At 62.5% G+C, this 14,423-nt stretch carries 15 protein-coding genes; 1 reads left to right on the forward strand and 14 read right to left on the reverse strand.

Annotation, left to right across the window (positions count from 1 at the left end):
* Together NANH_RS0113140 and NANH_RS0113145 are read right to left on the reverse strand one after the other, a co-directional pair.
* Positions 1-1,590, reverse strand: coding sequence for a GMC family oxidoreductase (locus tag NANH_RS0113140; RefSeq protein ID WP_027262444.1), 1,590 nt, complete (start codon positions 1,588-1,590; stop codon positions 1-3).
* A gap of 88 nt (positions 1,591-1,678) precedes the next feature.
* Positions 1,679-2,137, reverse strand: a complete 459-nt coding sequence (locus tag NANH_RS0113145; RefSeq protein ID WP_027262445.1) for an Lrp/AsnC family transcriptional regulator — start codon at positions 2,135-2,137, stop codon at positions 1,679-1,681.
* Between the two features lie 139 nt (positions 2,138-2,276).
* Between NANH_RS0113145 and ald the strand changes: the two genes are divergently transcribed.
* Entirely contained in the window at positions 2,277-3,395 is a 1,119-nt protein-coding gene (ald, locus tag NANH_RS0113150) for an alanine dehydrogenase (protein ID WP_027262446.1), read from the forward strand.
* Positions 3,396-3,446: 51 nt separating this feature from the next.
* Here ald and NANH_RS0113155 read toward each other — a convergent pair whose 3' ends face one another.
* The 12 genes from NANH_RS0113155 to NANH_RS0113215 form a co-directional block, all read right to left on the reverse strand.
* Entirely contained in the window at positions 3,447-4,253 is an 807-nt protein-coding gene (locus NANH_RS0113155) for a mechanosensitive ion channel family protein (protein WP_027262447.1), read from the reverse strand.
* Between the two features lie 97 nt (positions 4,254-4,350).
* Positions 4,351-4,599: an MscL family protein gene (locus NANH_RS26210; protein ID WP_051372414.1), complete on the reverse strand. Its 249-nt coding sequence runs from the start codon at positions 4,597-4,599 to the stop codon at positions 4,351-4,353.
* Positions 4,600-4,649: 50 nt separating this feature from the next.
* Entirely contained in the window at positions 4,650-5,099 is a 450-nt protein-coding gene (locus NANH_RS0113165; RefSeq protein ID WP_027262448.1) for a YtoQ family protein, read from the reverse strand.
* Between the two features lie 78 nt (positions 5,100-5,177).
* Positions 5,178-6,728, reverse strand: coding sequence for a TRAP transporter large permease (locus NANH_RS0113170; protein ID WP_027262449.1), 1,551 nt, complete (start codon positions 6,726-6,728; stop codon positions 5,178-5,180).
* The gene (locus NANH_RS0113175) at positions 6,725-7,222 is read right to left on the reverse strand and encodes a TRAP transporter small permease subunit (protein WP_027262450.1); all 498 of its coding nucleotides are present in this window, start codon (positions 7,220-7,222) and stop codon (positions 6,725-6,727) included. Before NANH_RS0113175 ends, NANH_RS0113170 begins: the two co-directional genes overlap by 4 nt.
* Positions 7,223-7,226: 4 nt before the next feature.
* Positions 7,227-8,312 carry a TRAP transporter substrate-binding protein gene (locus tag NANH_RS0113180; RefSeq protein ID WP_027262451.1) on the reverse strand — a complete coding sequence of 362 codons (1,086 nt, stop codon included), beginning with the start codon at positions 8,310-8,312 and terminating at the stop codon, positions 7,227-7,229.
* 186 nt (positions 8,313-8,498) lie between these two features.
* Complete coding sequence (locus NANH_RS0113185) at positions 8,499-9,308, reverse strand: metallophosphoesterase family protein (protein WP_027262452.1); 810 nt, start codon at positions 9,306-9,308, stop codon at positions 8,499-8,501.
* Entirely contained in the window at positions 9,305-10,099 is a 795-nt protein-coding gene (locus NANH_RS0113190; protein WP_027262453.1) for an ATP-binding cassette domain-containing protein, read from the reverse strand. Before NANH_RS0113190 ends, NANH_RS0113185 begins: the two co-directional genes overlap by 4 nt.
* The gene (locus NANH_RS0113195) at positions 10,096-11,046 is read right to left on the reverse strand and encodes an ABC transporter ATP-binding protein (protein ID WP_027262454.1); all 951 of its coding nucleotides are present in this window, start codon (positions 11,044-11,046) and stop codon (positions 10,096-10,098) included. The genes NANH_RS0113190 and NANH_RS0113195 overlap by 4 nt, the downstream gene beginning before the upstream one ends.
* Positions 11,043-11,870: an ABC transporter permease gene (locus tag NANH_RS0113200; RefSeq protein ID WP_027262455.1), complete on the reverse strand. Its 828-nt coding sequence runs from the start codon at positions 11,868-11,870 to the stop codon at positions 11,043-11,045. The genes NANH_RS0113195 and NANH_RS0113200 overlap by 4 nt, the downstream gene beginning before the upstream one ends.
* Positions 11,867-12,814: an ABC transporter permease gene (locus NANH_RS26215; protein ID WP_036049837.1), complete on the reverse strand. Its 948-nt coding sequence runs from the start codon at positions 12,812-12,814 to the stop codon at positions 11,867-11,869. The genes NANH_RS0113200 and NANH_RS26215 overlap by 4 nt, the downstream gene beginning before the upstream one ends.
* A 29-nt stretch (positions 12,815-12,843) precedes the next feature.
* Complete coding sequence (locus NANH_RS0113215; RefSeq protein ID WP_027262457.1) at positions 12,844-14,340, reverse strand: ABC transporter substrate-binding protein; 1,497 nt, start codon at positions 14,338-14,340, stop codon at positions 12,844-12,846.
* Positions 14,341-14,423 lie beyond the last annotated feature (83 nt).

Here is a 14,423-nt window from a genome sequence, read left to right on the forward strand (position 1 = left end):
TCAGCGGCGCGTGGCGGACAGGATCATGTCCGCGGCCTTCTCCGCGATCATGATGGTTGGAGCGTTGGTATTGCCGCTGGTGATCGTGGGCATTGCGCTGGCATCGGCGACGCGCAATGCATCAATACCGCGCACACGCAAATTGCAATCCACCGGCGCGGACGCGTCCGCGCCCATATGCACCGTGCAGGTCGGGTGAAAGATCGTGGTGCCGATGTCGCCCGCCGCCCGCACCAGATCGGCCACATTATCCGACGTGCCGCCCGGTTTCAGCTCGTTGGGCGCATAGCGCCGCATCGGGGTCTGGGACATGATCGCACGGGCCTGTCGGATCGCATCGACCGCCACCCGCCGATCCCCCTCGGTGCTCAGATAGTTCGGCGCGATCCGGGGCGCATCGTACGGGTCGGGCGAGGTGATCCGCACATGGCCCCGGCTTTCCGGCCGCAGGTTGCAAACACTGGCCGTGATGGCCGGGAAATCATCCAAAGGCTGCCCGAACGCGGGCAGCGACAGCGGCTGAACATGATATTCCAGATCCGGCGTTTCCAAGCCGGGGCGCGAGCGGGAAAACGCACCCAGCTGGCTCGGGGCCATCGACATCGGACCGCTGCGTTTCAGCACATATTCCAATCCGATACGGGCCTTGCCCACCCACGAGTTGGCCAGCGTATTCAAGGTGGTCGCCCCGCTCAGCCGCCAGGCGCAGCGCAGCTGCAGATGGTCCTGCAGATTCGCCCCGATGCCGGGCATATCGCGGCGTACCTGTATTCCATGCTCCTGCAACAAGGCCCCCGGACCCAGGCCGGACAGTTGCAGGATCTGCGGGCTGCCGATGGCCCCTGCCGACAGGATCACCTCTGCCTGTGCCCGTACAATGTGCGTTTCGCCGCCTCTGTCATATTCAACACCGACGGCTCGGCCCTGTTCGATCAGGATCCGGCGGGTATGCGCACCGGTCTCGACCTTCAACCCCGACCCGGTGGCCGTGCGCAAAAATGCCTTGGCCGTGTTGATCCGCCATCCGGCGCGCTGATTCACGCGGAAATAGCCGACACCCTCGTTGGTGCCGGTGTTGAAATCCGTGACCGCCGGCAGCCCCCAAGCCTGTGCCGCCTCGGCCCAGTGGTCAAGCACCTCCCAGTGCAGACGCTGATTTTCGACCCGCCATTCACCGCCTGCGCCATGCAGGTCCGAAGCGCCCTCGACATAATCCTCGCTGCGTTTGAAATAGGGCAGCACGTCGTCCCAGCCCCAGCCGGTCAGCCCGCGTTGCCGCCAACCGTCGTAATCCGCCGCCTGCCCCCGCAGATAGAGCATGCCGTTGATCGAACTGCACCCCCCCAGAATCTTACCACGCGGATACAGCAACTCGCGCCCGTTCAGCCCCGGTTCCGGAGCAGTGCGGAACATCCAGTCCGTGCGCGGATTGCCGATGCAATAGAGATAGCCCATCGGGATATGCACCCAATGGTAATTGTCGCGCCCGCCCGCTTCGAGCAGCAGCACCCGATGCCCGGCATCCGCGAGCCGCTTGGCCAGAACGCAACCGGCACTGCCTGCGCCTACGATGATGTAATCCCAGGTCACTGCCACGCCTCCCTTGACAATCCTGGCAAGCGGCGTAGCAAAGGCAACGCGATTGCCTGACCCTGCGCTGCCCGAACGTTCTCCGCGCTCAGACCGGCAACGCCGTGGTCTTGAACACGGTCCGCAGGGCAAAGCTGCTTTGCATCTGCGCCACGCCCGGAAGCCGCGCCAGATGCTGACGATGGATACGGGCAAAATCATCGGTGTTTTCGGCAACCACCTTCAGGATGTAATCCGCCGTGCCCGCCATCAGGTGGCATTCCAACACATCCGGAATCCGCGATACCGCCTTTTCGAACGCATCCAGAACTTCGTCGGCCTGGGCCTGCAGGGTGATTTCGACAAATACCGTTGTCGGAACACCCATTTTGCGCGCATCCAGCAACGCGACATAATCCCGGATATACCCGTCGGCTTCGAGACGGTGCACCCGCCGGTGGCAGGCAGAGGGCGACAGATTTACCCTGTCCGACAGGTCGGAATTGGACATCCGCCCGCTGCGCTGAAGTGCGATCAATATTCGGCGGTCGATTGCATCAAGGGTCAAGGGCGCAAGACTTTCGCGTTTTTGTTCCAATTCCTCGAAACTTATTCGAGAAACGCCCCGGAATGCGAGTGGAAGTTTGTCATTCTTTGCGCCACTCCTGCTGTATATTCCGCCCATCAACAAAAAGGGAGGAAACACTATGAGGATCGGTTGCCCGAAAGAGGTCAAACCGCAGGAATTTCGCGTCGGGATCACTCCCAATGCCGCACGCGAGGCTATCGCCCACGGCCACGAGGTGCTGATCGAGACCGGCGCAGGGGTCGGTTCAGGCTTTGACGATGACGTCTATGTCGAGACGGGTGCACGTATCATCGCCGCCGCAGACGAGATTTTCGCCAGCGCCGACATGATTGTCAAGGTCAAGGAACCCCAGCCCACCGAGCGCAAGATGTTGCGGCGGGACCAGCTTCTGTTCACCTATCTTCACCTGGCTCCGGACCCGGACCAGACCCACGATCTGTTGGCCAGTGGATGTACGGCCGTCGCTTATGAAACCGTGACCGACCGCGAGGGCGGGTTGCCACTGTTGGCGCCGATGTCCGAGGTCGCCGGCAGGCTGGCACCACAGGTCGGTGCCTGGGCCCTGCAAAAGGCCAATGGCGGTCGCGGCGTGCTGATGGGCGGTGTGCCGGGTGTCGGCCCGGCCCGTGTCATCGTCATCGGTGGCGGCGTGGTCGGCACCCATGCCGCGCGTATCGCTGCCGGGATGGGCGCGGAGGTCACCGTTCTGGACCGTTCGCTGAACCGGTTACGGTATCTGGATGACGTATTCGGCCATGATTTCAATACCGGCTATTCCACCGCCGGGCTGATGGCGGAATTGCTGCCGCAGGCGGATATGGTGATTGGCGCTGTGCTGATCCCCGGTGCTGCCGCGCCCAAGCTGGTGACCCGTGCACAGTTGTCGACGATGAAACCCGGCGCCGTTCTGGTGGATGTGGCCATCGATCAGGGGGGCTGTTTCGAAACCTCGCGCGCAACCACCCATGGCGATCCGATCTACGAGGTGGATGGGATCATGCACTATTGCGTCGCGAACATGCCTGGCGCTGTGGCCCGGACCTCGACCATCGCCCTGGGCAATGCCACCCTGCCCTTTATGTTGGCGCTGGCCGACAAAGGCTGGAAAAAGGCATGTGCGGACGATCCGCATCTGTTGGCCGGCCTGAACGTGCATGACGGGCAACTGACCTATGCCGCCGTCGGCGAGGCGCTGGGTCTGGGCGTCGTGTCCGCCGCAGACCTGGTTCGCGGCTAAAGGTCAGGGCCGGGCACATGATGCGCCCGGCCCTGTTTTCCGTCTCTCCGGTCAACCGGCCCTTTGAATCTCGACCGAATGGGGATAGGGAATCGAGATATCGGCCGCATCGAACGCCTCTTTGATCGCCTTTGTCAGCGCGAACTTCAGATCCCAGTAATCCCCCGCCTGACACCACAAGCGGGCGGTCAGATCGACCGAGCTGTCACCCAGATTGGTGACCCGCACCCAGGGTTCCGGGTCTTTCAGAACCCGGCCATCGGCCTCCGCCCGATCCAGAATGATCTGCATCGCCTTGTCGGCGTCATCGCCATAGTCGATCCCGAACACCAGATCGACCCGGCGGGTATCGTGATGCGAGAAGTTCCGGATGATCGATCCCCAGGCCTGACCGTTAGGCACGATGATCTGCACATTGTCCGGGGTCGACAATTCGGTAAAGAACAGGTTCAGATCGACCACCGTACCCGAGGTGCCGCCGATGTCGACGTATTGGCCCAACTTGTAGGGCCGGAACAGAATCAGCATGAAACCCGCCGCCAGATCGCTCAGCGTACCCTGCAGCGCCAGACCGATGGCCAGCGTCGCGGCGCCCAGCATGGCAACAAGGCTGGTGGCCTCGATCCCGAACAGCCCCAGCACCGCAACCAGGACGATCAACAGGATCACCCAGCGAACGACGCTTGCCGCGAAATTGCCCAGGGTCTTGTCGATCTTCGGATTCGAGTTGACCCGCCGACGCACGAAGCCGGACAGCGTGCCCGCCACTATCCAGCCGACGATCAGCACCGCCAGAGCTTTGATGCCGTTGATAATCAGCGGCGCGTATTCGCCCGCCTCTTCCAGGAGTTGTTCCACGTCTTCACACCTCAGATCGAAATTAACATTACCTGAGTTTGTTAACAGAAAAGGACCTGCCAGTGGCAAGCCCTTTCTAATCGCGTGAGTGATCTTGTTACTTCGTCAGCGCATCGCGAATCTCGACCAGCACATCCAGTTCGCCCGGCCCGACTGGTTCTTCCGGGGCGTTTTCCGCTTCGACGATCGAGCCGTATTCGCCATCGCCCGGCACGATATATTCACCTGAGAAATCGATCCCGCCCAGAAACAGCCCGATGATCGGATTGACCAGATCCGCCACCGACGAGCCGACGATCGCGGAACATGCCGCGCCGATGACGAGACCTGAACGGTCTTTCGGCATATTCGGACGTCAGGAGGAAACAGGAAACACCCCCACCTGGCCGGGGCGCGCTAGCCGGGCAGCGCGCCGCTCAGAACATATTGCAGAATCTCGACCACCTGCCGCGGCTCTTCGGCAACCGCAAGGGCGGCGGCATGCACCTCTTTGAGTGCATGCTGATGCTCGGGCGGGTTCAGAACGATGATCGATTTTCCCAATGCAGCCGCATATCCGGCATCGAAAGCTGCATTCCACTGCTTGTACTTGTCGCCAAACCGCACCACCACGATATCCGCATCCGCAATCCCCTTGCGGGTGCGGATTGCGTTCACCATCGCGCCCTTGTGGTCATGCCAGTATTTGTTCGGCTCGGCCCCCAAAATCGCCACTCCGCAATCGTCGCTTGCGCCGTGATCGGTCACCGGGCCGCAAAAGGTGACATCCAGTTCTTCGGCCCCGGCAACGATCTGCTCACGCCAATCGGTGTGGATTTCGCCGGAAAGATAAACTCTAAGTGTCATGGCTCGCCTCGCTGTCAACATGCCGCAGACCTATCCCAGGTCAGATACTCCGGCAATCAACTATCGCCGCACGCCGGTTCAGAAGATCGCAGACGGAAGCCATGTGGCCAGCGTCGGCAGCATCCAGACCAGCATCACACCGACCGCTTGCAAGCCGATAAACGGCACGACCCCGGCATAGATCTGCCCGGTGGTGATCTCGGGCGGGGCCGCGCCCCGCAGATAGAACAGCGAAAACCCGAACGGCGGGGTCAGAAAGCTGGTTTGCAGGTTGATCGCAATCAGAATACCCAGCCAGATCGGGTCATGCCCCATCAGGATCAGCGGCGGCGTCACCAGCGGCAGCACGATGACCGAAATTTCCACAAAATCCAGAAAACAGCCCAGCACGAAGATAAAGATCATCACAAAGATCAACGCGCCGGTTGCGCCGCCGGGCATCGCTCCCAAAATTTCGGCCACCCGTTCTTCGCCGCCCAAGCCGACGAACACCAACGAAAACATGCCGGCCGCCAGGATGGTGGCAAAGATCATCGCGGTCATGGTCAGGGTCGAGGTCAGCGCCTCTTGCACCACGCGCCCTCGCAGGCCGGCACGCAACGCACCGATCACAGCCACACCACCCAGCACGGTCAGCACCACATAAAACGCCCCAAGCGCCCGATCCGCCCCATCCAGATCGCTGCGCTGCAGCCGCACGGGAAACACCCCCGCCAAAACGCCCAGCAGCACCAGCGCAGCGGTTCCCGCCAGCACCAGCCCCTTGTTGCTGCCCATCCGGTAGCCGGTCAGCAACAACGCCCCGACAGCCCCGACCGAGGCCGCCTCGACCGGAGTGGCGACCCCGCCCAGAATCGCGCCCAGCACCGCAACGATCAACAGGATCGGTGGCACCACGGCGGCAAACACCTCTGCACTTTTCGGTCGCGCCAGCCCCGGTGGCGACGGCGGCAGATCGTCGGGTCGCAGCCAGCCCCGGATCAGGATATAGATCAGATACAACGCGACCAGAACCAGCCCGGGACCCAGCGCGGCGGCAAAGAACTGGCCGACTGACAGTGCCTGAACGGCGAACTTGCCCTGTTCATATTGCGCCTGTTGATAGGCATTGGACATCACGTCGGCCAGAATGATCAACAGCGTCGAAGGCGGAATGATCTGCCCCAATGTCCCGGCGGTGCAAACAATCCCGCAGGCCACGCGCGGATCGTACCCGGCACGCAACATCCCCGGCAGCGCGATCAGCCCCATTGCGACAACGGTGGCCCCGACAATCCCGGTCGAGGCCGCCAGCAGGGCCCCCACCAGCACCACCGAGACGCCCAGCCCGCCGCGCACCCGCCCGAACAGGCGGCCCATCATGTCCAGCAGTTCCTCGGCGATGTTGCTTTTCTCCAGCACCGCGCCCATCAGAACGAACAGCGGGATCGCGATCAGAACCTGATTTGACAACAGCCCGAACACCCGCTGTCCCAGCGCGCCCATCAGAGTGATGTCCATCGCGCCCGTAGCCTGGCCCAGAAAGGCAAAGATGACGGCGGTCCCGGCAATCGAAAACGCCACCGGAAAACCCAGCAGGATCACCGCGAACAATGCGCCAAACATGATCAGGTCCAGCCATGCGCTCATGTCCGGCGCGCCTCGACGAACGAGCGGGCAAGACAGGACAGCGATTGCAGGATCAGCAGGACGCAAAAGGCGGGGATCAGTGATTTCATCAGGAATACCGCCTCGATTCCGCCCACCGAAATCGGCCCCTCAAGGATTGCCCAGGAATTGCGCACCGATGGCCAGGACCAGTACAGCAGCACCAGCATCGATGGGATCAGCAGGAACAGATGCCCGAAAATATCGATCCGCCGCCGCGTTGCCGCATCGGCACGGGCATAAAAAATGTCCACGCGCACGTGTTTGTCCATCAACAACGTGTATCCGGCCCCCAGCATGAACAGCGCGGCATGCAGATACAGAACACCTTCCTGCACCGCGATCGAGTTCACCCCGAAGACATAGCGCCCGACCACGATACCGAACTGTATCAGCACCATAGCCAGAGCAAACCAGCGAATGACGCTGGCGATACCGCGGCTGACCGCATCCAGACTCTCAGCCAGCCGCAGCACCCGGTCAGTACCCCAGAACCGAAGCGCGGGCGTTCATCTGGCCATTGTCTGCATAGGTCATGTAACCGCCAACCAGATCGCGATAGGCGATGAAGCTTTCGGTGATGCGGCGCACCAGCTCGTCCTCGTCGGCGCGCAGATCCTCGATGACTTCGCCTGCGGCCACGCCCATCGCCGCAATCACATCGTCGGGCAGCTTGCGCACCTGAACGTCGTGCTCGGACACCAGCGACTGCAACGCCTGGGCGTGCCTGGTGGTGTATTCGGTCCAGACCGGGTTATACAGGCTTTCGCAGGCAAAGCTGACCACCTGTTTCAGATCGTCCGGCAGTTCGGCATAGACCGCCGCGTTGACCCCGCATTCCTCGGCCGAGGACGGTTCTCCCACGCCGGGCCAATAATAATATTTCGCCACCTGGTAATACCCCAGCGCGCTGTCCGTCCACGGTCCGATGAACTCGCCCGCGTCCAATGCACCGGTCTGCAAAGCCTGAAACATCGGCGGCCCGCCCATGGCCTGTGCCGCCATGCCCAGTTTCGTCGCCATTTCCGACGCCAGCCCGGTGGTACGGAATTTCAGCCCCTTGAGATCCTCGACCGAGGTGATTTCGTTACGGAACCAACCGGCCCATTGCGGACCCGAGTTACCGCACAGGAACGGCTTGATCCCGAACCGGCCATACATCTCGTCATACAGCGCACCGCCGCCGCCATGGGTCAGCCAGCCCACCTGTTCATCCGCGCGCAGTCCAAAAGGTTGCGAGCCGAACAGCAGGATGCCCTTGGATTTCGATCCCCAATAGGCCGGGACCGCATGGTACAATTCAGCCGTGCCTTCGGACACCGCGTCGAACACACCCGGACCCGGTACAATTTCGCCCGCCGCGTACAGCTTTACCTCGATCCGGCCGCCCGACAGCGTGGTGATCCGGTCGGCCAGCATCTGCGCCGCCACGCCCGGTCCGGGAAGGTTCTTGGGCCAGGCGGTCACCATTTTCCATTGCCGCACGTCCTGCGCAATGGCCGGTGCCGCCATGGCGCTGGCCGTCACACCCACAGCACCCGTTGTCAAGAAATCGCGTCGTTTCATCCCTGTGTCCTTCCGTATTATGTTGGAAACCGCCGGTTCGCGCCTTTGACGCCGACACAAACGGTCTGGTGCCGTCGATTTGCGCGCGGATCCGCCGCGATGGCAATGTTTTCCTGCGCCGCCGCAAACGGTTTCTCGTTTGTCGCCCGGCCCTCCGGCGTACATCTGCCCCGGATACAACCCAGGTCAGGTAAAACCCTGCAAGACCGTGGCCCCGATGCGACCCAGCACCCGCCGTTTGGGCGCATGCGGTACAAAGGTGATCTGCAACCCATCGGCGGCAAAGCGGCAATCGGCAAAACCTGTTCCTTCCTCAATCGCCATGTCGCACGGGTCCAGCACATCCACCGTAGCATGCAGACCCGTGTTCACAATCACGGGTATACCGTTCCACAACCGCACACGGTTCATGTGAACATGCCCCGACAGGATCGCGACCACATTCTGTCCCTGCACCGTCGCCGCCAACCGGGCGCTATCCGCAGAATTCAACCCTTCCCACGGCAGCGTCCCATCCGTATGGGGCGGATGGTGGCACACCAGCACGCGCGGCAGGCCGGCCTGCAGGTCCAGCGCGGTTTTCAGCGCGGCAAACTGCTCTGGGTCGATGGCGCCACTGACCCGTCCGGGGATCAAGCTGTCCAGAACGATCACGTGCAACCCGGCCAGAACCCGATGATAAAACAATGGCCGATCGGGGTCGGCGCCGAACCCGTCGAACACCGCCCGAAACCCGGCGCGGGTGTCATGATTGCCAAGCGCCGGAACCACCGGCATTGGCAGATCTGCCAGCATGTCGTGCAGCATGCCATAGCTGGCTGTATCTCCCTGATTGGTCAGATCGCCCGACAGCACGACAAAATCCGGGGCCGGATCCAGCGCGCGGATCCGGTCCAGAACTTCGGCCATCGTGGCACCGGTATCCGAATACAGATGCGCATCCCGCAGATCGGGATGCGACAGGTGCAGGTCGGTCAGATGAATGAAACGGGTCATGGCGACGCAACCCCGCCAACGCGGGCCGCAGCCAGCAGCGCGCGGGTATAGTCATGCTTTGGCGCGCCCAAAACATCGTTCACAGTACCGGCTTCCAGAACCTGTCCCGCCTGCATCACCAGCAGGGTGTCGCAGATGCTCGAGACCACCGCCAGATCGTGGCTGATAAACAGCATGGCCAGGCCCAGGTCATCCTGCAGATCCATCAGCAGGTTCAGGATCTGCGCCTGAACCGACACATCCAGCGCCGACACCGCTTCGTCCGCGACCAACAGCGACGGCCGCGTGATGATCGCCCGCGCGATGGCGATGCGCTGACGCTGGCCTCCGGAAAATTCATGCGGGAACCGCCCGGCCTGGGACGCCTGCAGTCCGACCTGCTCCAGCGCCCGACCGACACGGTTGTCATTGTCGGTCTCGCCCATTGCCCGCAGCGGTTCGGCAATCGACCATCCCACCCGGCGGCGCGGGTCGAGCGAGCCGAACGGATCCTGAAACACCATCTGGAAATTGCGCCGCGCCCGGCGCAGATCACCGGTCGAAAGACCGTGGATATCCCGGCCCTTAAACAGGATCTTCCCGGTATCGGGGCGCTCAAATCCCATCACCATCCGCGCCAGGGTCGATTTGCCCGACCCGCTTTCCCCGACAATACCCAGGGTCTGCCCCGCTGACAGTTCGAAACCGACATTCTCAACGGCGGCCAGCACCGGCGGCGTGGACAACAGCGTGCGACGCGGCAGAACATAGCGTCGCGTGACGCCCTGAACGCTCAGCAGGTCATCGCTCATGTCTGCCCTGCCCCCGGCAAGTGGCACGCCGCCTGCCCGGTTGGCGTTGCCACGACGGGCGGGCGCGTGCCGACACACTGGGGTAACTCCCGCGCACAGCGCCCCGCAAAGCGGCAACCGGGTGGCAACGCGAATAGTTGCGGCACGGTGCCGGGAATGGTTGGCAACCGGCGTTCGCGGTGCATCAGCGAGGGACGGGCCGCCAACAACCCCTGGGTATAGGGGTGCGCCGGATCGGACAGCACCCGCACCGTCTGCCCACGTTCCACGATATCGCCGCCATACATCACCACGATGTCATGGGTGGTGCGGCTGACCGCCGCCAGATCGTGACTGATGAACATCAGCGCCATCTGCCGGTCCTGTGACAGCCGCACCAGCAGATCGGTAATCCGCAACGCCACCTGGGCATCCAGCGCCGTGGTCGGTTCATCCGCAATCAGCAGATCCGGATCGCAGGCCAGCGCCAGCGCAATCAGCACCCTTTGGCGCTGACCGCCGGACAGTTCGTGCGGATACTGGCCCAGTCGGCGGCGAGCTTGCGGGATGCCGGTTTCCTCAAACAGGTCCAGCGCCCGCTTGCGGGCCGCCGCACGGTCAAGCCCCAGATGCAGACGCAGCGGTTCGGCCACGGTATCGCCAACCCGGACCAGCGGGTTAAGCGCCGCCATCGGCTCCTGAAAGATCATCGCCATGGTCCGCGCGCGGTGGCGTCGCCAGGCGCGTTCATCATCTGCGGCAATGGTTTCGCCCTTCACCAGAACCTGCCCATCCACTTGCAGACCCTCGGGCACCATCCCGATCATCGACAGGGCCAGCAGCGTCTTGCCCGACCCGCTTTCCCCGACGACCCCCAGCCGCTGACCCGGCTGAATCGCCAGATCGGCTCCGCGCACCGCGACGTGGCCCCCGGTCGTGCGCACCGTCAGATTGTGAAGCGCGATCATGCCGGTCTCCGCCGCGCGAGCCGCGGATCGCTGATGTCACGCAGCCCGTCGCCCAGCAGGCCAAAGCCCAGCACTGCCGTGACGATACATAACCCTGGCCACACGGCCAGCTGCGGTGCCAGATACATCAGGGTTTGCGCCTCGGCCAGCATCCGGCCCCAACTGGGTTCAGGCGGTTGCGCGCCAAGACCAAGATAGGACAGCGCCGCCTCGACCAGGATCGCGACGGCAAATTCAATGGTTGCTTGCACGATGACAGGGGCTGCGATGTTGGGCAGGATGTGATCGCGTGAAATAGCGAATGTACTCATCCCGGCGGCGCGGGCGGCAAAGACATATTCCCGTCGCCAGATCTGGTTGGCGGCGGCGCGTGTGACGCGGGCAAAGGTAGGAATATTGATAAAGGCGATGGCAATGACGACCATCGATAGAGACGGCCCAAAGGCTGCCGCCAGCATGATCGCGAACAGCAGTGCCGGAAAGGCAAAGCCAAGGTCCGACAGACGCATGATCAGCTCTTCTATCCAACCGCCCTTGGCCGCCGCCAGCAGACCAAGGGCGGTCCCGATACTGCAGCCGATGCCCACGGCCACAACCGCAACCCCCATCGAATTGCCCGCCGCTGCCATCAGTTGTGATACAAGATCCCGGCCCAGTTGATCGGTGCCCAGCCAATGCGCCCCGCTGGGTGCAGCAAACTTGTTGGCCACGTCGATCCCCGCATAGGGATAGGGGGTCCAGATCGCCGACAGCAATGCTGCGAACATGACCACCGCCACCAGCGCCGCGCCGATCAGGATATTGACAGGCAACCGGGCGTTCATGCGCGTCCTGCCCTGAGCCGGGGATCGATCAGCACATAGGCGATATCGACCAGAAAATTCGCCGTCACCACGATGGCGGCAAACAACATCACCAGCGCCTGCACCGTGACCAGATCACGGTTGGCGATGGATTGAAACAGCAACCGGCCAAGCCCCGGCAGATAGAACACGTTCTCGATCACAATGGTGCCGGTGACCAGCCCGGCAAATTGCAACCCGACAATGGTGACGATCGGCACCAGCGCATTGGGCAGCACATGCCGCCACATGATATGACCGGGCGCAAACCCGCTGGCCCGCGCGGTGCGCACGAAATCCAGCCGCATGACCTCCAAGGCGGCAGAGCGAGTAACCCGCGCCAATACGGCGGATTGTACCAATGCCAGCGCCACGGTGGGCAGCACCAGCGCGCGCGCCGCCGCCACCGGATCGCTCCATCCGGGAAAGCCGCCCGGTGGCAGCCAGCGCAATTTCACCGCAAACAGCAGGACCAGCAACATCGACAACCAAAAGACCGGCACCGCGATGCCCAACTGCGAAAACAGCATGATCGCCCAATCCCCGGCCCGCCCATGCCGTGCCGCCGCCGTCAGCCCCATCACCAGCGCCAGACAGACGGTCAGGGTCATCCCCGAAATCGCCAGCGATACGGTCAGGGGCAGACGCTCGGCGATCAAGCCGGACACCGCCACCCCAAAGGAATAGCTTTGCCCCAAATCGCCCCGCAGCGCCCCGCCGACCCAGGCCAGGTATCGCTGCACCACCGGCGCGTCCAGCCCCAGACGTTCGCGCAGCGCGGCACGCGCCTCGTCGGTGCTGTCCAGCCCCAGAATGGTCAGCGCCGGATCGCCCGGCAGTACGTTCATCACCGCAAAGACCACAATGGACACGGCCCACAGGGTCAGAACGAATCCGGCGATGCGGCGGGCCAGAAAATAGCTCATTCATTTACCCGCCACGGAACAGTTTAACCCTATTGGGTCCAGGACAGGTTCGACAGCGGCTCGAACAGCACCGGTGACGAGCTCCAATAGCCTTGCAGCCGGGCATCGTAGACGCCCAGTTGCGGCAGTTGGAACAGAAACCCGTGGATCGCGTTCTCGGCCAGATATTTCTGTCCATCCTGCAACAACGACGTACGCTTGGCATCATCCGCCTCGGTGCTGATGCTGTCCCAAAGCGCGGTGAATTCCGGGTCCTCGAAACCATAGAAATACGACTTTCCCCGCGCGAAATTTCGCATGTCGTTGGGGCTGGTGTGGGCGATGATCGTCATGTCGTAGTTCTGCTTTTTATAGATCTCGTCCAGCCAGAATCCCCATTCGACATTTTCCACTTTGGCGTCGATCCCGGCCTCGGCCAGTTGCGCCTGAATGATCTCCGCCGAGCGCATTGCATAGGGAAACGGCGGCACCCGCAGGGTCATGGTTGATCCGGAAACCCCTTCGGCCTCAAACATTTCGCGCGCCTTGGCCACATCATGCGGATATTGTCCGGTCAGGTCCACATAGGCCGGTCCATGCGGCGGATAGAAACTGCCAATCGGGGTGGCGCGGCCGTACATCGCGCCGTCTATGATTGCCCCACGGTCGATGGCATGGCTGATGGCACGACGCACCTGCAGATTGTCAAATGGCGGCTTGGCATTGTTCATCGCCAGGATCACTTCGCCTTCGGTGCTGCCGACGACCACGACAAAGCGCGGATCGGCCTCGAACTGCGGCAGCATCTCGGGTGCCGGAAAGCCCGGAAATGCATCCAGCTCGCCCGCCAGAAGGGCCGCGCTGGCCGCTGCCGGGTCCGAGATAAACCGGAACGTGACCTTGTCCATCGCGACCTTGTCCGCATCGCGATGATCCGGGTTCTTGACCAGCGTCAGGCGGTCGCCGCGGGTCCATCCATCGAACCTGTAGGGGCCGGTCCCGATGGGCGCGGTCTTGTTGGCATCGACGCTTTCGGGGGCCACGATGGATGCATCCCCGCGTGCGATATTGAACAGAAAGAACGCGTCCTTGTTGTTCAGCTTCATGGTGATTTCGTGCGGGCCAGTGATCTCGACCGCGGCAATTGGCTTGAAAATGTCCTTGGTCGGGTTTTCACTGTCCTCGGCCATCGCCCGGTCATATGAAAATTTCACATCCTCGGCGTCAAAATCGGTGCCGTCATGATATTTCACCCCCTGGCGCAACGTGAAAACATAGGTCAGCCCATCGTCGGAAATGGTCCAGCTTTCCGCCAGATCCGGGAACACCTCGCCCGCCTCGTTCACGGTGGTCAGCGATTCCAGAACGTTATGGGTGACGATCCCGTCGATGGCCGCTGTGGCGTCGCTGGTCGGATCCAGCGTGGTCGGTTCCTGTTGGAACCCGATCGAGACCGCGTTTTCGGCCCAGGCGGTTTGCGCAGCCAGCGTACCGGACAGCGCCACTGCTGCCAAAGCGGCCGCGCCGGTGTTGAATCGTGTAAACATGAAGGTTCTCCCGAAATTTCCGCCAGCTATGGGCCTTGAATGAAAAGAACAGATGACACCCGCAGCCCCCACGGGCCAGTGTT

Source organism: Sedimentitalea nanhaiensis DSM 24252, from assembly GCF_000473225.1.
GTDB classification, from domain to species: domain Bacteria; phylum Pseudomonadota; class Alphaproteobacteria; order Rhodobacterales; family Rhodobacteraceae; genus Sedimentitalea; species Sedimentitalea nanhaiensis.

Coding starts and splice junctions, on each gene's coding strand:
- ald (WP_027262446.1), top strand. CDS start 2,277: ATGAGGATCGGTTGCCCGAAAGAGGTCAAACCGCAGGAATTTCGCGTC.
- NANH_RS26210 (WP_051372414.1), bottom strand. CDS start 4,599: ATGCCGAAAGACCGTTCAGGTCTCGTCATCGGCGCGGCATGTTCCGCG.
- NANH_RS0113165 (WP_027262448.1), bottom strand. CDS start 5,099: ATGACACTTAGAGTTTATCTTTCCGGCGAAATCCACACCGATTGGCGT.
- NANH_RS0113170 (WP_027262449.1), bottom strand. CDS start 6,728: ATGAGCGCATGGCTGGACCTGATCATGTTTGGCGCATTGTTCGCGGTG.
- NANH_RS0113180 (WP_027262451.1), bottom strand. CDS start 8,312: ATGAAACGACGCGATTTCTTGACAACGGGTGCTGTGGGTGTGACGGCC.
- NANH_RS0113185 (WP_027262452.1), bottom strand. CDS start 9,308: ATGACCCGTTTCATTCATCTGACCGACCTGCACCTGTCGCATCCCGAT.
- NANH_RS0113190 (WP_027262453.1), bottom strand. CDS start 10,099: ATGAGCGATGACCTGCTGAGCGTTCAGGGCGTCACGCGACGCTATGTT.
- NANH_RS0113195 (WP_027262454.1), bottom strand. CDS start 11,046: ATGATCGCGCTTCACAATCTGACGGTGCGCACGACCGGGGGCCACGTC.
- NANH_RS0113200 (WP_027262455.1), bottom strand. CDS start 11,870: ATGAACGCCCGGTTGCCTGTCAATATCCTGATCGGCGCGGCGCTGGTG.
- NANH_RS26215 (WP_036049837.1), bottom strand. CDS start 12,814: ATGAGCTATTTTCTGGCCCGCCGCATCGCCGGATTCGTTCTGACCCTG.
- NANH_RS0113215 (WP_027262457.1), bottom strand. CDS start 14,340: ATGTTTACACGATTCAACACCGGCGCGGCCGCTTTGGCAGCAGTGGCG.